Origin of the sequence: Streptomyces sp. CC228A, assembly GCF_021390935.1 — a bacterium.
GTDB lineage: Bacteria > Actinomycetota > Actinomycetes > Streptomycetales > Streptomycetaceae > Streptomyces.
The window spans coordinates 92,899-107,998 of the sequence record NZ_JAJPUI010000005.1; the positions used below are offsets into that span (position 1 = coordinate 92,899).

Consider the following 15,100-nt stretch of genomic DNA (forward strand, 5'->3'; position numbering starts at 1 on the left):
TGCGCCGACGGCGACAGATGCCGCGCGTCCCCCACCAGATCGCTCACACCCACCCAACGACCCAGAACCCAAACCGTTTCTGATCAATAAGTGAGTGATCGCAAGGGAAACATCGCGCTCAGTCTCGGCAGCCGGAGGGAAGCCTCATCCTCGCACCGCACGTCCCACCGCTTGCCAAGCGGCTCAGAACTGTCGCCACTATTGCGCTGCTCGGCGTCGAGGGCGTCGTAGAACGCCTCGCCGCACTCGTCATCGACGCCGGTCAGGATCCCGTACGCCTCCATGGCGACATAGTCGAGCGACTCCCACCCTGGCCAGTCGTCGTTCCACACCTCCCGCGGACGCCCCAGCAGGCCCTGGACTTCCGGGGCGTCGGCCAGGGCATCAGGGTTGGCCACCGCTTGGGAGAACACATCCCGGCCGAGACTCACCATCCACAGGCCGAAGTAGCAAAACCCGTCGTCCGTACACCAACCGCCGAAGATCCTATCCGCGGCTGCCCACAGGTCCCACGTGAACGCCTCGTGCGTCACCTCGTCCAAGCGCACCTGGAACTGCACCACCTCAGTCAGCGACCTTCGCGACAGTTCGCCACGCAGCCACGCGAGCCGTTCGTCTGGCCCTTGCACCTGCCGCCGGCACTCCTCGATGAGGTCCCAGAAAGAATCGATGTCCACAACGGCACTGTGCCAGGCACCTCTGACAACACCCGGTCCACGGACTATGTTCGAGTGGTGGAAGATCCGGAGATCATCATCAAGCTCACCTCGGATGAGGCGCTGGTCCTGTCGGACTGGCTGGAGCAGGTGCAGATGACGGACCTCAGCCTGCTCGTCGACGATGCGGCGGTCTGGGCGCCCCTTCACCGCATCGCCGGAACGCTCGACAAGTCGCTACCGGGAATCTTCGCAGCGGACTACGCCGAACGTCTGGAAGCAGCCCGCCGCAGGCTTCGTCCGGTCCCGGACAGCGACACCACTGATCACAAGGGCTCGGACGCATGAAACCCCTCTCGGAAATGACCGAACGCGAGTACTTCGCCAGCGTTGGCCAACGTCCCGGCATGTTCGTCGGCAAGACCTCCTTCCACATGCTGACCGCGTTCCTGACCGGCTACGACCAGCACGCTCTCCGGCATGGTGGTCACGGCCTCACCGGCTGGCACGACTGGCTTGTCGCCCGTCGCGGACGTGACTGCAGCCACGCCTGGCCCGGCCAGGTTCTCCACGTCGCCATCCCGAACGGCTGGGACGACATCTGGAACCTTCCACCTGAGGACGAACAACACGCGATCAAGGTCCTGTTCAAGCTCCTCGACGAGTTCGCGGCCGAGCGCGAAGCAGCCCAGGGTGCACAGTTCTCAGATTGACCGAGACGTCAGGCCGCACCGCGTCTCACTCAAGATGACCCATCACTGGTCATGACCTCGCCGTGATTCACCTTCACTGAGACAGGACACCGGCGGCGGCCTGCGGTGCCGAAGTTCGCGGGCCGGTGGGTATGTCGGGGGCCGGGGCATATCCGGTCGCCTCGGCGGACCGGTGGCCGTAGGGTCGCCGCATGTCGGTACGGGTACGGGTCCCCATGCGTCAAGCGCTGTCCGCGGCCATGCGCGCGCGGGACAAGGTCGCCGTGAGCGCTCTGCGGGCGGCGCTCGCCGCGCTCGACAACGCGGAGGCGGTGCCCCTTGACGCTGCCGCTCCGGCCGCCGGGGCTCTGGAGGCGGCACCGGTGGGGGCCGGTGCCACGGAGGTCGCGCGCCGTGAGCTGACGGAGCGCGAGGTACAGGCGGTCCTGCGGGCCGAGGTCGCCGAACGGCTCGCTGCGGCGGGGCAGTTGACTGCTCCCGCGCACGCCGGGCGGGCGGAGCGGCTGCGCGCCGAAGCCGAGGTGCTGCTGCGGTTCCTCGACGGGGGCCGGCCGGTCTCCGGCTGACGCCGCCGCCCGCAGCCGCCCGCAGCCCGCCGCGCCCCGGGCACCGGGCGCCGAGCACCGCTCCCCGGACACCGGGCGCCGGGCATCGCTCCCCGGGCACTGGGCACCGCTCCCCGGGCACCAGGTGCCGGGCGCCAGGCGCCAGATGCCGGGCGCCTGGGCGCGTCGCCTCTTCGCCGCCGTACCGTGCCGCGGCATGCCGCTCAGGGGGCCGCGTGCGGCTGTAGCCACCTTTTTGTGGGTACTTGTGGGTGCCGTGGGGCTGGGCGACTCTGGTGGTGAGTCGCCCGGCACGGAAGGAGGATGACGGAGCCTCAGGAAGCCTTCACGGAGGCTTCGGTGAGACGCTCCAGGCGGCGGTGGCCCCAGTCCGCGAGGGGCCCGAGCGCTTCGGCCAGGTCGCGCCCGAACGGGGTCAGCGAGTACACGGTCTTCAACGGCAGCCCCTCGTGCACCTCCCGGTGCACCAGGCCGTCGGACTTCATCTCGCGCAGTGCCTGGGTCAGCACCTTCTCGCTGAGGCCCGGCGCGAGCCGGCGCATCTCACCCGGCCGACGCGGCCCGGACTCCAGCAGCCACAGCAGCAGCGTCTTCCACTTGCCGTCGATCACGGCGATGGCGGCGGTCACGCCGCACACCTCCGTGTCCTGGGCCCGGCTGCGGGTCATCGTCGGTCCTACCTTTCAAGGCGTGGGTCTGATCTGGTCATTCGTAAGATCGGAGGGCCCGGGGGCTCTGGGTATGGCTGTCATCTGGGTGCCGGTCCGACGGCTGAAAGGACTTGGCCGCCCGGAGCCCCGCGACGACTCGACCGCCAATTGGGAGACGCGACTCGATCGCTGCTGTAGGACAACGTCGGCGAGGTCGTCTGCGGGATCGATGTGACGGCGAGCTGGCGGAGGGGAACGTGCCCGAGATCTGGGCCGGAGTGGACATCGGCAAGGGACATCACCACTGCGTGGTGATCGACGCGGACGGCCGGCGACTGCTGTCCCGTCGGGTCCTGAACGACGAGACCGAGCTGCTCCAGCTCATCGGCGACGTCTTGGAGATATCCACCGACGTGCTGTGGGCCGTCGACCTCAACCACGGCGGTGCCGCCCTGCTGATCGGCCTGCTGCTCAGCCACGGCCAGCCCATGGCCTACCTCACCGGCCTGGCGGTCCACCGGGCCTCGGCCACCTACAAGGGCGAGGGCAAGACGGACGCCAAGGACGCCTTCGTCATCGCCGACCAGGCCCGCGTCCGCCGGGACATCGGCCTGCTGCGGCCCGGCGACGAGATCGCCGTCGACCTGCGCACTCTGACCACCCGGCGCCTGGACGTGGTCTTCGACCGGACCCGGCAGATCAACCGGCTCCGGGCTCAACTGCTGGAGATCTTCCCGGCGTTGGAGCGGTCGCTGGACCTGGTCAACAAGGGGCCGGTGATGTTGCTGACCGGCTACCAGACCCCGGCCGCGATCCGCCGCGCAGGCGTCAAGCGGATCGAGACCTGGCTGAAGAACCGTAAGGTCCGCAGTGCCGCCGCACTTGCGAAGACGGCGGTGGAGGCTGCTCAGGCTCAGATGACCGCGCTGCCCGGCGAGAAGCTGGCCGCCGCCATGGTGGCCCGCCTCGCGAAGGGGGTGATGGCCCTCGATGAGGAGATCGCCGAGCTCGACGCCCTGATCGAGGCCAAGTTTCGCGAGCATCCGCACGCAGAAGTGATCACCAGCCTGCCCGGCATGGGCCCGAAGCTCGGTGCCGAGTTCCTCGCCGCGACCGGCGGCGACATGGACGCCTTCGGCAGCGCCGACCGCCTGGCCGGCTTCGCTGGTTTGGCCCCCAGACCCCGAGACTCCGGCCGCGTCAGCGGCAATCTGCGCAGGCCCAAGCGTTATCACCGTGGTCTGCTGCGAAGCATGTACTTGTCGGCGATGGTCAGCATCACGACCTGCCCCGCCTCGAAGACGTACTACCAGCGCAAGCGAAGCGAGGGGAAGGGGCACAAGCAGGCCCTGCTCGCGCTTGCCCGCCGACGCCTCAACGTGTTGTGGGCGATGATCCGTGACGGAAAGTGCTACCAAGGTTCACCTCCCGTCACCGCTGCGGCTTGACATCACGATTGGGAAGTCCTTTCGTCGGTACGCGTTCCGCCGTCGGCGGGCACGCCGGCTTCCGCGCGCCCCGCCCACCTCTCTTCCGGTTCCTTCTTACCTTTTCTGCAACGGAGTTGAGCCATGTCCACTTCCCCGTCCCCCTCCGCCGCGGAGTCCGTCACGGTGCTCGGCCTCGGCCCCATGGGCCGCGCCCTCGCCGGTGCCTTCCTCGCCTCCGGCGTGCGCACCACCGTGTGGAACCGTACGCCCGGCAAGGACCGCGAGCTGGTGGAACGCGGCGCGGTCAGCGCCCCGTCCGCCGAGGCCGCCGTCGCCGCGAGCCCGCTGACCGTCGTGTGCGTCGTCCACTACGGGGCCGCGGACGCCGTGCTGCGCCGTGACGCGGTGGCCGCCGCGCTGAAGGGACGCACCGTCGTGAACCTCACCGCCGACACCCCTGGCCGGGCCCGCGCCACCGCCGCCTGGGCCGCCGACCACGGCATCCGCTACCTCGACGGCGCGATCATGACCCCCGCGCCGAGCATCGGGACACCGGGCGCGGTGTTCATCCACAGCGGCCCGAAGGACCTGTACGAGGAGCACCTGCCCGTGCTGGAGGCGCTGGGCGGCACGCACACCCACCTCGGCGAGGACCTCGGGCGGGCCGCGGCGTACGACATCGCGCTGCTCGACATCTTCTGGACCGCGATGGCCGGCTACGCCCACGCCCTCGCCGTCGCGCGGGCGGAGGGCGTCTCCCCCACGGAGCTGACACCCTTCGCGCAGGGCATCGCCGCCATCCTGCCGCCGCTCTTCGAGGAGCTCGCCGGGGACGTGGAGAACGGCAGCTTCTCCGGGGCGATCAACCCGATGACCTCGGCGGTGTCCTCCATGGCCCACATCGTCGAGGCGTCCGAGGCCCACGGCATCGACGCCGGGTTGATGCGCGCGGCCGAGGGCATGGCGCGCCGCGCGATCGGGCTCGGGCACGGCGGTGACGGCATCAGCCGGGTCGCGGAGGTCCTGGGCCGCGGATGAGGCCGGCCGCGGGCGGCGGCCCCGGCCCCGTGTGCGGGGGCCGGGACCGCCGGGCCACCGGGGGCCGGCCGCCGGTCGGGCCGCCGCCGGCGCCCCGCGATCGATGCGTACGCCGAGCCCGCCCCACCCGGGCTCAGGGCCCGCACCCCCACGCGCCGGCGCCCCGCGAGTCCGCTCCGGTGGCGGCGCCGCAGCCCGCGTACACCGGGGCCCTGCCGGTTCACGGGCGGGCGGGCTCCGGCGGGGCCTCGTCGGGGCACGTCGTCACGACGGGGCGGGCGAGCAGGTCCGCGACCGCCGCGGCGCAGGCGTCCGGTCCGTCGGGTGCGGTGATCAGGGCCATGCCGAGACGGTCGGCGGAGGAGCGCAGCGGCTGCACCGGGTCGCCCGGCTCCACCTGCACCTCCCAGGTGGCGATCCGCCCCCGGGTGAGCTTCGGTGCGGGCGCCACCGCCGTCACCCGGCCGGGCGGCGCCGTGAGGAACACCGTGGCCGCCGCAGCCACCGGCGGCCCCGACCCCACCGAAGCCGCCACCGCCCGCCCCGCAGTCGTTCCGGCGTCCGGAGCACCCGGTGGCTCCCCGGTCGCCGGCAGTCTTTCGCCGACCGCCCAGCCGAGCGCGGCGCGGCGCCAGTCGATACCGGTCGTGAGCTGCACGAGGTCGGCGATCCCGTCCCCGCCGGGGCGGTTGTGCGTCTCGACGACGGTGACCCGGCCGTCCTCGCCCAGCTTCACCTCCGTGTGGCTCGGCCCGTCGGCCAGGCCCACCGCGTCCAGCAGTTCGGCCACGGCCCGCTCGACGCTCCCGCGGTCCGCCTCCGTCAGACCGGGCGGCGGCATCAGGTGGGCCAGCTCCACGAAGCCGTCCGGTGAGGTCCGCTTCTCCGCGATGCCCAGCACCCGGTGGCGCCCGCCGCAGGACAGCGCCTCGACGCTGAACTCCCGACCGGGTACGTACCGTTCGAGGAGGGTGCCCGGGCTCCGCCGGCTGTCGGGGAGGTCACCGGGCCGCCGGAGCAGGGCCACGGCGAGGCTGCCGGTCCCGGCCACCGGCTTGGCCACGACGCCCGCGCCCCCGGCGAACAGCGCGGCCACCTCGTCCGGTGGGGCGTCGCCCGGCGCGTACGGCGGGTTCAGGTGCGGCGCCTCACGTGCCAGCAGGCGGCGCATCCGCAGCTTGTCGCGGGTGTCCCGTACGGCCTCTAGGGGCACACCGGTGACGCCGAGCCGCTCCGCGGCGGCCGAGGCGGGTTCGAGCCCGAGTTCGGTGAGGGACACCACCGCGACCGGCCTCAGGGGGGCGAGCACCTCGTCGACGAAGGGCAGGAACGCGGGCGGGTGCTGGTAGTCGACGCTGTACGCGACCGCCGCGGGGCCCGCGGGGCGCGGGGCGCCCGGCATGCGGACGTGCACGACCGGCACCGGGAGCGCGGCCGCCGCGGCTGCCACGTCTCCGCTTGCCCCGAGTACCACGAGCGGCCCGGACATCCCCCCACCCCCGGCATCCCCAAGTCCCTGCATACCCGGCGGAGCCGATCGTAGCGGCGGGTGCGTCTCCGCGGAGGGCGGCCGCCGTGCGGGGTGCGGCGGGCCGGTCCGTCGTCGGCGGGTGCCCGCCACCCCACCGGCAAGCGGCAGGCCACCGCGGGGCGCGCTCGCGGGGCACGCCCCGCGGGGAGGCGGTACGCCCCCATGCCGCCCGCAACCCGCAGTCCGCAGCCGACAGGCCGGGCCGGGCCGGCTGCACGGTTTCGCCGCGCACCAGCCCGTCGCACCGCTCATCGAGTCGCTGCGCGATCTGCTACTCGACCAGCCCGTCGGTACGGCACCGTGGCCCGCGCTCGCCTGGTGCGCGGGGCTGCTCTTCGGTGTCCCGTCGCCCTGTCCGGCACGCTGTTCCGGACTCCGGACTCCGGACTCCGGCGGACTCCGGACGCGCTGACCGCGGCGGCGGCCCACCACGGACGCAGCAGCCCGCATCGGACCCGGCAGCCACCCCCGCGGCGCGGCAGTCACCCGGACGCGGCGGCCACCGCGGTGCCGGGCCGCCCGCACCGCCCGCCGCCGGGCCGAGGCCGCCCGCACCGCCCGCCGCCGGGCCGGGGCGGCCGCTCAGAAGATGTCCGGGCACCACGCGCGCCGTGCCGCCCGAAACAGCACGTCGGCCGTGGCCGCCGCCCCGGGGCGGGCCTCCTCCACCCGGCCCACCGCCGCCAGCCGGACCGCCGACTCGTCCCCCAGGACAGCGCGGCCAGCTCCGCCACGTCCGCCACCAGGTCCGCGGACGCCGTGGTGGGCGTGCAGGACGCGCCCTCCGGCGAGGCGTCCAGCCGGAACCTCCCCCCGGCGAACCCGGCCGCGTCCCGCACCTCCAGCACCAGCACCCCCGGCACCGCGTACGTCCGCGCCTCCAGGGCCCGCGGCACGTCGAGGATCCGCAGCCACAGCATGTCCGCGTGCGTCAGCACCCGGGCCGCGCGCGGGTCCGGCAGCAGCAGCGGCAGCAGGTCGTCCGGCGCGCGGTGGCCGCTGCGCACCCGCGTCACCCAGTCGATGGCGCACACGTACCGCCACAGCGCCTGCTCGGCATCCGGGGAGGCCGCGAGCAGTTCGTGGACGACGACCGTGTTCACCGGCTGCTTCGCGTCGTCCCACTTGCCGTCGGCGGAGTACGCCACGTACCCCTCCACCTCCCCGGCGGCGGACCGGTACGCCGCGTAGAACGGCTCCTTCCACCCGTCGGACGGATGCGGGTCCACCCCCGTGCTGCGCTCCCACACGCGGGCCGAGCGGCTCACCATGCCGTGCCGCAGCGCCCGCACCCGGTCGTGCAGCCCGGGGCCGAACGCGCGGACGGCCGCCCCGTCGACCAGGTCGATACGGCCGCCGTCCGACGGGCCGGACCAGCGCCGGTCGAGCCCCGCCCGCAGCAGGTCGACCTCCCACACGGTCGACCAGGTGGCGGGCCCGAAGCCGTACCGCCCGTAGATCGGGTACTCGGCGGCGATCAGCGACGCGAGGACGTCGCCGCGCTCCCGCGCGTCCGCCAGGCCCTCGGCCATCATGCGGCGCAGCAGTCCGCGCCGCCGGTGCGTCGGGGAGACCGTCACGCCGGACACCGCGCTCGCGGGCACCGCCGCGCCGCCGACCGCCGTCACCTCCTGGGCGAAGGTCTGGTACGTCGCCACGCAGCGCCCGCCGTCGAACGCGCCCCACGTGCGGTCCGGTTCGAAGGTCCGCAGCCGGACCGCGACCTCCTCCTCCGGCACGACCGGCGGGTTCAGGAAGCCCGTCTTCTTGGCCCGGACCCACTCCGCGAACTCCGCCTCGCCGACGGTGCGGACGACCGGGGACGGCAGGGCGCCGGACCCTCCGGCCGCGGGGCGCAAGCGGCCGGCGGGGCCGCCCGAGGCACCAGGGGCATCGGAGGCGCCGGACGCCGAGGAGGTGTCAGCCGCCTGCGAGGGCCGGGAGGCGGCGGAGGAGATGGGGGAGGAGACGGCGGGGGAGGTGTCCGGGGTCTCGGGGGCTTCCGAGGCGTGGGGGGCGTGGGAGGCGTCTGAGCTCATACGCGTCACGCTAGGCGGCCGCCTCGCCGCGCCGCACCCCCGTTTCGGCCCGGCGCACGGATCAGGCCAGCAGGTCGTCCACCTGCGCCTCGCCCTCCCGGTACCGGCGGGCGATCTCCGCGCTGCACTCGTCCGCGGTGCGCTGGAGCTCCTGGCGCTGCCGCGACACCTGCTGCTCGTAGCGCGCCAACCGCCCCATCGCCTCCTGGAGTTCGTCGTCCGTCCTGGCCGCCAGGTCGGACAGCTCCACCTCGGAGAGCATCTCGGCGGCCAGCCGCCGGTACTCCTCGCTCCGCGGCGTCGACAGCGTGAGGTGCCGCGCCGAACTGCGCCGGGCGCCGCCCCGCGGCGACGGGGTGTCGACCAGGATCTCCGACAGCCGGTGCACCACGGGCACCTCGGGGCCGGCCCGCCGCGCCAGCTCGGCGCGCAGGATGTCGATCCGGCCCTGCAGCAGCCGCCGCACGTAGCTGAGGTCCGCCTCGTCCGTGTGCGAGTCGCGGCGCAGGGCGCGCAACTCCTTCAGGCACAGCGACCGCAGCGCCCCGGGGGCGTCCGCGGCGGCCCGGCCGCACGGGTTCCCGGAGGCTCCCGCCGTGCCGGCCGGGGTCCGCTGGACCGGTGGGCGGGTCCGTTCGACAGCCTTGCCCGAGTCGGCACAGGTGATCGAGACAGAACCGGGGCGCTGCCCGGCGCCAGGTGTGCTCATGTGAATCCGTCCCCTCGACCGGTGCTCACGGGCACCGCCTGACACGCATGGTGCCATTCCCGCATGCCCGGTGCAGGTGCTCTGCACCCGTTCGGCCCTCGGTAAGTTGGGTGGCATGCGAGCAGTGGTACAGAGAGTCGACGGGGCACGGGTCGACGTCGCCGGCGAGACGGTCGGCGAGATCGTGGGCGAGGGGCTGTGCGTACTCGTCGGCGTCACGCACGGCGACACCCCGGAGCAGGCCGCGCAGCTGGCCCGCAAGCTGTGGTCCGTCCGCATCCTGGACGGCGAGAAGTCCTGCTCCGACGTGAATGCACCCTTGCTGGTGATTTCCCAGTTCACCCTCTACGGGGACGCCCGCAAGGGCCGCCGCCCCACCTGGAACGCGGCGGCTCCGGGGCCGGTGGCGGAGCCGCTGGTGGACGAGGTCGTCGCGCGGCTGCGGGAGTTGGGCGCCACTGTGGAGACGGGCCGGTTCGGTGCCGAGATGCGTGTCTCGCTCACCAACCACGGCCCGTTCACGGTGCTGCTGGAGGTGTGAGCCGGGCCCGGACCGGAGGGAGCCGACCGGGGTCCGCGCCGGATGCTGCCGCCCGGGGCCCGGCGGACACCCTCAGCCGGCCCCGGGCGGTCAGCAGCCCGCAGGTGTGAGCCGTGAGCCGGCGACCAGGACGGCCCGGAAAGCCTGGGCAGCCCGGGAGCCTGGGGAGCCCGGAAAACCAGGGCAGCCCGGGAGCCTGGGGGAGCCCGCAAGCCAGGGCAGCCGGGGAGCCCGGGGGCCCGGGTCGGCGGGGGTGAGCCGTGCGTACGGCGCGGTCGGCGGCGGCAGGCGGCCCCGGGCGGTCAGGGCTGGACGACGGCCTCCTGGGCCGCCGCCGTGCCGCCCGCCAGCAGGGGCGCGTCGACCGGTACGTTCCGCTTCACCAGGGCGAGCGCGATGGGGCCGAGCTCGTAGTGGCGTACGGCGGTCGTGACGAAGCCGACCTGGCGGCCGTCCGGGCCGTCGGCGGCCAGCCGCACGGGCGTGCCGTGCTCCGGCAGGAGCACCTCGCTGCCGTCCAGGTGCAGGAACACCAGCCGGCGCGGCGGCTTCCCCAGGTTGTGGACGCGCGCCACGGTCTCCTGGCCGCGGTAGCAGCCCTTCTGCAGGTGGACGGCGGAGCCGATGAGGCCGATCTCGTGCGGGATGGTCCGGTGGTCGGTCTCGAAACCGAGCCGCGGCCGGTGCGCCTCCACCCGCAGCGCCTCGTACGCGAGGACGCCGGCGGGCGGCCCGTGCCGCTCCGCGTACGCCTCCAGATCGGCGCGCGGCAGGAACAGGTCGCGGCCGTGCGCTGTCTCCCGTACGACGACGCCGTCCGGGGTCTCGGCGAGGGAGCCCGCCGGCAGGTGGACCACGGCGGTGTCGCCCGTGCGGTCGGCGACCTCGACGCGGTAGAAGAACTTCATCGACTCCAGGTAGCCGATGAGGGCCTCCTGCGTGCTGGGCTCGACGTGCGCCCAGACCGTCTCACCGTCGTCGACGAGGTACAGGGCGTGCTCGATGTGGCCGTTCGCGGACAGGATCAGCGCGTCGGCGGCCCGGCCGGCGGGCAGCTCGCTGACGTGCTGGGTGAGCAGCAGGTGCAGCCAGCTGAGCCGGTCGTCGCCGGTGACCGCGACCACCCCGCGGTGGGACAGGTCGACGAGGCCGTCGCCCGCGGCGAGGGCGCGCTGCTCGCGGAACGGGTCGCCGTAGTGGCCGGCGACGCCTTCGTCGCGCCCCTCGGCGGGGACCGCGCCGGGCAGGGACAGCAGAGGGCTCTTCATGGCGTCCAGCGTACGGCCCCGCGGACGGGACGCCGGGGGGTGCCCGCACGTGGGGCGGGGAGTGGGCGGCGGACGGACGGGACGGGAGGGGTCCCGGCCTACGGCGTGCCGCCGGTCCCGCCGGCCGGCTCGCCGGCGTCCGCGGTCTCGGCGCCGCCGCTCTCGGCGGCCTCGGCGGCCTTGCCGGTGCAGTCCGCGCAGCGGCCGTAGATCGCGAAGTGCTTCATGTCCGTGTCGAAGCCGAAGGAGGCGCGGAGCTTGGCGGTGAACTCGGCGGCCACCTCCACGTCCGCCTCGATGACCTCGGCGCAGTCCCGGCAGACCAGGTGGAGGTGGTGGTGGCGGGCGGCGAGGTGGTAGGTGGGCGCGCCGTGCCCGAGGTGGGCGTGGCTGACGAGCCCCAGTTCCTCCAGCAGCTCCAGCGTCCGGTAGACGGTGGAGATGTTGACGCCGGAAGCGGTCTTGCGGACCTCGTGGAGGATGTCGTCGGGCGTGGCGTGCTCCAGCACGTCGACCGCCTCCAGGACCAGCTGGCGCTGGGGCGTCAGCCGGTAACCGCGCTGCCGAAGATCGCTCTTCCAGTCGGTGCTCACCACGCGCCCCAGTGTAGGAGGACGGAGCCGGTTTCCCAGGGGGCTACCGGAAGAACAGCGCCTTTCCGCGGGCCCGGCGCGCCTCCGGGACGGCAGGGGGCCGGTGCCGGGAGCGGCGGGCGGCCCCGGGACGCCGAACGCCGCCGGGCTGCCGCTGCGTACGGCGACCGACCGGCGGCCGACCGGCGGCGCAGTGGCCTACTTGAAGAAGGCGATGCCGTCGTCGGGGAGGTCGCCGAGGCTCTTGGCCATTTCCTCGACCTCCTCCGGGGTGACGACCTTCTTCAGGTGCGCCGACATGTACGGGCGCAGCGGGACCTCCGGCGTGGCCTTCTCGCCCACCCACATGAGGTCGCTCTTCACGTAGCCGTACAGGCGCTTGCCGCCGCTGTAGGGGCCGGACGCGGCGGTGCGGGCGACGGCGTCGGTCGCCAGGTCGATCTGCGGCTTCTTCTCGGCCAGCTCGCCGTACCAGACCTCGACGACGCCCTGGTCGCGGATCATGACGACCTCGACCTTGCGGTCCTGGGCGACGCGCCAGTAGCCGCTCTCGCTCTCCAGCGGGCGGACCTTCTTGCCCTCGGCGTCCAGGACCCAGGACCGGGAGACGTACTCCAGGAAGTCCCTGCCGTCATGGGTGAAGGTCACGGACTGGCCGAAGTTGCACTTCTCGTCACCGGGGAAGTCGAAGACGCCGGCTCCCTCCCACGTCCCCAGCAGGAACGCGAGCGGGACGAGGTCGGGGTGCAGGTCGGACGGAATCTGGATCATGGTGTCTGGCTGCTCTGCAGATCTGTGCGGCGGCGGGGGGCGGAGGCTGCGGCGGCGGACCCGGTCGGGGTCAGCGCTGGCCCTGGTACAGCTTCTTCACGGTCAGCCCGGCGAAGGCGAGGACGCCGACGCAGACCAGGACCAGCAGGGCGGAGAAGAAAGCCTCAAGCACGGGGTGCTCCTCGATGGCGGTGGGCGGACGGAAAAGGGGCCGGGTCCCAGCGTAATGGGTGGCGTCCCGGGCCCGGCGTGTGAGGTGGCGCTCAGCCGGGCGGCCGGGAGCGGCGCTACTGCGGACCCGAGTCCGGTTTCCGCCTGCCGTCCAGCTCGTCCCACCACGCGTCGGACTGGGCGTCGCCGGACGGGTCGTCCCACCAGCGGTCGTCCGGGCCCCGCCGGTTCGCCACCCATGCGGCGATCGGCGGCAGCAGGGCGGCGGCGAACGCCATGCCGACGGCGGCCTCCGTCGACCAGAGGCGCACGAGCACCCACGCGCTCACGAAGAGGGCCAGGCAGGCCCCCATGATCGCGAAGTAGGCGCGCCTCCGCCGCTCGTACACGCCTTCAGCGTACGTCCGCCGCGCCGCCCCCGTACGGCGGCGGCACCGCTGCCCGTACGGACGGCGGCACCGCTGACCGCGCGGCGGTCGGCGGGGCGGGGCGAGTGTGCGGGGAGGGGCGTGGCGCGCGGCGGGGCGTGTGTGCGGGGCGGGGCGTGTGTGCGGGGAGGGCGCGTCCGCCGGGCGTGCAGAGGGCCGCGGCCGCCCGGCGTGCGGAAAGACCGAAGGACCGCACCTCAAGTCCCGGAAAGCGTCCAACCCCCAGGAGGTGCGGCCCTTCGGCCGTTCAGGAGACGCGGTCTCAGACCGCGATCGCGACCTCGGCGAGGCCGCCCGTCTGGACGACCACCGTGCGGTCGGCCGCCTCGGCGCCCGGCACGAGGGCGCGGAGCGTCCAGGTGCCCTCGGCCGCGTAGAACCGGAACTGGCCGGTCGCGGAGGTCGGGACCTCGGCGGTGAACTCGCCGGTCGAGTCCAGCAGCCGGACGTAACCGGTCACCGGCTCGCCGGCGCGGGTCACCTGGCCCTGGATGGTGGTCTCACCGGGCTTGATCGCGGAGGCGTCGGGGCCGCCGGCCTGTGCTCCACACATGGTGCATCTGTCCTTCGTTGTCGCAGGTCGACGGGTTTACTTGGCCGGGCCGAGCTCGATCGGCACGCCGACGAGGGAGCCGTACTCGGTCCAGGAGCCGTCGTAGTTCTTGACGTTCTCCTGGCCCAGCAGCTCGTGCAGCACGAACCAGGTCAGGGCGGAGCGCTCACCGATGCGGCAGTACGCGATGGTGTCCTTCTCCAGGTCGACCTGCTCGGCGGCGTAGAGCGCCTTGAGCTCCTCGTCCGACTTGAAGGTGCCGTCGTCGTTGGCGTTCTTCGACCACGGGATGTTGCGGGCGGTCGGCACGTGGCCGGGGCGCTGCGACTGCTCCTGCGGCAGGTGCGCCGGGGCGAGCAGCTTGCCGCTGAACTCGTCGGGCGAGCGCACGTCGACCAGGTTCCGGCTGCCGATCGCGGCGACCACGTCGTCGCGGAAGGCGCGGATGGAGGTGTCCTGCGGCTTGGCCTTGTACTGGGTGGCCGGGCGGTTCGGGACCTCGGAGCCGTCGACCAGGTCGCGGGAGTCCAGCTCCCACTTCTTGCGGCCGCCGTCGAGGAGCTTGACCGACTCGTGGCCGTACAGCTTGAAGTACCAGTAGGCGTACGAGGCGAACCAGTTGTTGTTGCCGCCGTAGAGGACGACCGTGTCGTCGTTCGCGATGCCCTTCGCGGAGAGCAGCTTCTCGAAGCCCTCCTGGTCCACGAAGTCGCGGCGGACCGGGTCCTGGAGGTCCTGCTTCCAGTCGATGCGGACGGCGTTCCTGATGTGGTTCTTGTCGTACGCGGACGTGTCCTCGTCGACCTCCACGATGACGACCTTCGGGTCGTCGAGGTGGGCCTCGACCCAGTCGGCGTCTACCAGAACGTCGCTGCGGCTCATGCTGTCTTCTCCTCCGGGGCAGTGTGCGGCGGGGTGCTGCGGGTGCTGACGGTGCACAGACCGCGCCGGGCGCTCTCCGCGGGGCGCACTCGTGTACGAGGGTGCGGGGCGGCTGCGGCGCGGGGAAGGCCCTCCGGCGCGGAAGGGCCGAAAAGCGCGGGGTGCTCGGAGGCGCCCCGCTCAGACAGTGCGACAGAGCATGGCGGCGACGCGGCACAGGTCTACTGCCCGCCGCTTCGTGAGGTCCGCCTGTCGCTTCATCATGGCCCCGATCGTAGGGAGGGAGGGGGGACCGTGTCACCGGTGTGTCATATGGCGAGACGGGATCATCCGCATGCCGGGATGGAAGGCTCCGCGACATGCCCTCCCGGACGGCGGCCGCCGGAGCGTTTCGGCCTTTCGTCTAGGGTGCGGACGGCGGCGTCTCACCATGTGGCCGCAGTGGTTCCGGAGGACCGCCGGGAGGCCCGCCGCGGGAGCATCCGAGGAGCCCCGGCCGCTCCCCCGCGCCGGCCCCGCCGGCCCTCACCGCTGCCCGCGCCGGGCCTCACCGCTCCAGGA

At 73.4% G+C, this 15,100-nt stretch carries 17 protein-coding genes and 2 pseudogenes; 7 read left to right on the forward strand and 12 right to left on the reverse strand.

Annotated elements, in window-relative coordinates; translation table 11 throughout:
- Positions 1 to 83 precede the first annotated feature (83 nt).
- On the reverse strand, positions 84 to 677 hold the full coding sequence (locus L6E17_RS15890) for a DUF4240 domain-containing protein (protein WP_236241433.1): 594 nt from the start codon (positions 675 to 677) through the stop codon (positions 84 to 86).
- A 57-nt stretch (positions 678 to 734) separates the two neighbouring features.
- On the opposite strand from L6E17_RS15890, the gene L6E17_RS15895 reads away from it, so the two are divergent.
- The 3 genes from L6E17_RS15895 to L6E17_RS15905 all read left to right on the forward strand — a co-directional run bounded on the left by L6E17_RS15895 (position 735) and on the right by L6E17_RS15905 (position 1,935).
- Positions 735 to 1,004 carry a hypothetical protein gene (locus L6E17_RS15895; protein WP_236241434.1) on the forward strand — a complete coding sequence of 90 codons (270 nt, stop codon included), beginning with the start codon at positions 735 to 737 and terminating at the stop codon, positions 1,002 to 1,004.
- Between the two features lie 14 nt (positions 1,005 to 1,018).
- Positions 1,019 to 1,369: a hypothetical protein gene (locus L6E17_RS15900; protein ID WP_236241435.1), complete on the forward strand. Its 351-nt coding sequence runs from the start codon at positions 1,019 to 1,021 to the stop codon at positions 1,367 to 1,369.
- A 239-nt stretch (positions 1,370 to 1,608) separates the two neighbouring features.
- Positions 1,609 to 1,935 (forward strand): hypothetical protein, encoded by a 327-nt coding sequence (locus L6E17_RS15905; protein ID WP_236241722.1) that lies wholly within the window; start codon positions 1,609 to 1,611, stop codon positions 1,933 to 1,935.
- 314 nt (positions 1,936 to 2,249) lie between these two features.
- Here L6E17_RS15905 and L6E17_RS15910 read toward each other — a convergent pair whose 3' ends face one another.
- Positions 2,250 to 2,603 carry a helix-turn-helix domain-containing protein gene (locus L6E17_RS15910; RefSeq protein ID WP_236241436.1) on the reverse strand — a complete coding sequence of 118 codons (354 nt, stop codon included), beginning with the start codon at positions 2,601 to 2,603 and terminating at the stop codon, positions 2,250 to 2,252.
- A 239-nt stretch (positions 2,604 to 2,842) separates the two neighbouring features.
- Here L6E17_RS15910 and L6E17_RS15915 point away from each other — a divergent pair, with 239 nt between their 5' ends.
- Positions 2,843 to 4,033 (forward strand): IS110 family transposase, encoded by a 1,191-nt coding sequence (locus L6E17_RS15915; RefSeq protein WP_236241437.1) that lies wholly within the window; start codon positions 2,843 to 2,845, stop codon positions 4,031 to 4,033.
- Between the two features lie 123 nt (positions 4,034 to 4,156).
- Positions 4,157 to 5,053 carry an NAD(P)-dependent oxidoreductase gene (locus tag L6E17_RS15920; protein ID WP_236241438.1) on the forward strand — a complete coding sequence of 299 codons (897 nt, stop codon included), beginning with the start codon at positions 4,157 to 4,159 and terminating at the stop codon, positions 5,051 to 5,053.
- A 220-nt stretch (positions 5,054 to 5,273) separates the two neighbouring features.
- Here the strand turns inward: L6E17_RS15920 and L6E17_RS30550 are convergent, their stop codons facing one another.
- Positions 5,274 to 6,503: an ATP-grasp domain-containing protein gene (locus L6E17_RS30550; protein ID WP_308315885.1), complete on the reverse strand. Its 1,230-nt coding sequence runs from the start codon at positions 6,501 to 6,503 to the stop codon at positions 5,274 to 5,276.
- 283 nt (positions 6,504 to 6,786) lie between these two features.
- On the opposite strand from L6E17_RS30550, the pseudogene L6E17_RS15940 reads away from it, so the two are divergent.
- A pseudogene (locus L6E17_RS15940) lies at positions 6,787 to 6,956 on the forward strand (ABC transporter permease); the annotation flags it as partial.
- Positions 6,957 to 7,166: 210 nt separating this feature from the next.
- Here the strand turns inward: L6E17_RS15940 and L6E17_RS15945 are convergent.
- Both L6E17_RS15945 and L6E17_RS15950 read right to left on the reverse strand, forming a co-directional pair.
- Positions 7,167 to 8,413: pseudogene (locus L6E17_RS15945) on the reverse strand (GNAT family N-acetyltransferase).
- A gap of 271 nt (positions 8,414 to 8,684) precedes the next feature.
- Positions 8,685 to 9,332 (reverse strand): ABC transporter substrate-binding protein, encoded by a 648-nt coding sequence (locus tag L6E17_RS15950; protein ID WP_236241439.1) that lies wholly within the window; start codon positions 9,330 to 9,332, stop codon positions 8,685 to 8,687.
- Positions 9,333 to 9,447: 115 nt separating this feature from the next.
- Here L6E17_RS15950 and dtd point away from each other — a divergent pair, with 115 nt between their 5' ends.
- Positions 9,448 to 9,873, forward strand: coding sequence for a D-aminoacyl-tRNA deacylase (gene dtd, locus L6E17_RS15955; protein WP_236241440.1), 426 nt, complete (start codon positions 9,448 to 9,450; stop codon positions 9,871 to 9,873).
- A 302-nt stretch (positions 9,874 to 10,175) separates the two neighbouring features.
- On the opposite strand, the gene L6E17_RS15960 is transcribed toward dtd, so the two are convergent.
- The 7 genes from L6E17_RS15960 to L6E17_RS31495 form a co-directional block, all read right to left on the reverse strand.
- On the reverse strand, positions 10,176 to 11,141 hold the full coding sequence (locus L6E17_RS15960) for a folate-binding protein YgfZ (RefSeq protein WP_236241441.1): 966 nt from the start codon (positions 11,139 to 11,141) through the stop codon (positions 10,176 to 10,178).
- Between the two features lie 98 nt (positions 11,142 to 11,239).
- Positions 11,240 to 11,737 (reverse strand): Fur family transcriptional regulator, encoded by a 498-nt coding sequence (locus tag L6E17_RS15965; protein WP_236241442.1) that lies wholly within the window; start codon positions 11,735 to 11,737, stop codon positions 11,240 to 11,242.
- Positions 11,738 to 11,932: 195 nt separating this feature from the next.
- Positions 11,933 to 12,505 (reverse strand): FABP family protein, encoded by a 573-nt coding sequence (locus L6E17_RS15970; protein WP_236241443.1) that lies wholly within the window; start codon positions 12,503 to 12,505, stop codon positions 11,933 to 11,935.
- Between the two features lie 287 nt (positions 12,506 to 12,792).
- Entirely contained in the window at positions 12,793 to 13,065 is a 273-nt protein-coding gene (locus tag L6E17_RS15975; protein ID WP_236241444.1) for a DUF3099 domain-containing protein, read from the reverse strand.
- Positions 13,066 to 13,366: 301 nt separating this feature from the next.
- Positions 13,367 to 13,657 carry a DUF1416 domain-containing protein gene (locus L6E17_RS15980; protein WP_071269517.1) on the reverse strand — a complete coding sequence of 97 codons (291 nt, stop codon included), beginning with the start codon at positions 13,655 to 13,657 and terminating at the stop codon, positions 13,367 to 13,369.
- A 36-nt stretch (positions 13,658 to 13,693) separates the two neighbouring features.
- The gene (locus tag L6E17_RS15985) at positions 13,694 to 14,539 is read right to left on the reverse strand and encodes a sulfurtransferase (RefSeq protein WP_236241445.1); all 846 of its coding nucleotides are present in this window, start codon (positions 14,537 to 14,539) and stop codon (positions 13,694 to 13,696) included.
- Positions 14,540 to 14,719: 180 nt separating this feature from the next.
- Positions 14,720 to 14,803 carry a putative leader peptide gene (locus tag L6E17_RS31495; RefSeq protein WP_361657456.1) on the reverse strand — a complete coding sequence of 28 codons (84 nt, stop codon included), beginning with the start codon at positions 14,801 to 14,803 and terminating at the stop codon, positions 14,720 to 14,722.
- Positions 14,804 to 15,100: the final 297 nt, after the last annotated feature.

Bases quoted from the DNA above. Each gene is read 5' to 3' on its own strand.
- dtd (WP_236241440.1), top strand. From the start codon at position 9,448: ATGCGAGCAGTGGTACAGAGAGTCGACGGGGCACGGGTCGACGTCGCC.
- L6E17_RS15905 (WP_236241722.1), top strand. From the start codon at position 1,609: ATGCGCGCGCGGGACAAGGTCGCCGTGAGCGCTCTGCGGGCGGCGCTC.
- L6E17_RS15950 (WP_236241439.1), bottom strand. From the start codon at position 9,332: ATGAGCACACCTGGCGCCGGGCAGCGCCCCGGTTCTGTCTCGATCACC.
- L6E17_RS15910 (WP_236241436.1), bottom strand. From the start codon at position 2,603: ATGACCCGCAGCCGGGCCCAGGACACGGAGGTGTGCGGCGTGACCGCC.
- L6E17_RS15920 (WP_236241438.1), top strand. From the start codon at position 4,157: ATGTCCACTTCCCCGTCCCCCTCCGCCGCGGAGTCCGTCACGGTGCTC.
- L6E17_RS15900 (WP_236241435.1), top strand. From the start codon at position 1,019: ATGACCGAACGCGAGTACTTCGCCAGCGTTGGCCAACGTCCCGGCATG.
- L6E17_RS15985 (WP_236241445.1), bottom strand. From the start codon at position 14,539: ATGAGCCGCAGCGACGTTCTGGTAGACGCCGACTGGGTCGAGGCCCAC.
- L6E17_RS15970 (WP_236241443.1), bottom strand. From the start codon at position 12,505: ATGATCCAGATTCCGTCCGACCTGCACCCCGACCTCGTCCCGCTCGCG.
- L6E17_RS15980 (WP_071269517.1), bottom strand. From the start codon at position 13,657: ATGTGTGGAGCACAGGCCGGCGGCCCCGACGCCTCCGCGATCAAGCCC.
- L6E17_RS15960 (WP_236241441.1), bottom strand. From the start codon at position 11,141: ATGAAGAGCCCTCTGCTGTCCCTGCCCGGCGCGGTCCCCGCCGAGGGG.
- L6E17_RS31495 (WP_361657456.1), bottom strand. From the start codon at position 14,803: ATGATGAAGCGACAGGCGGACCTCACGAAGCGGCGGGCAGTAGACCTG.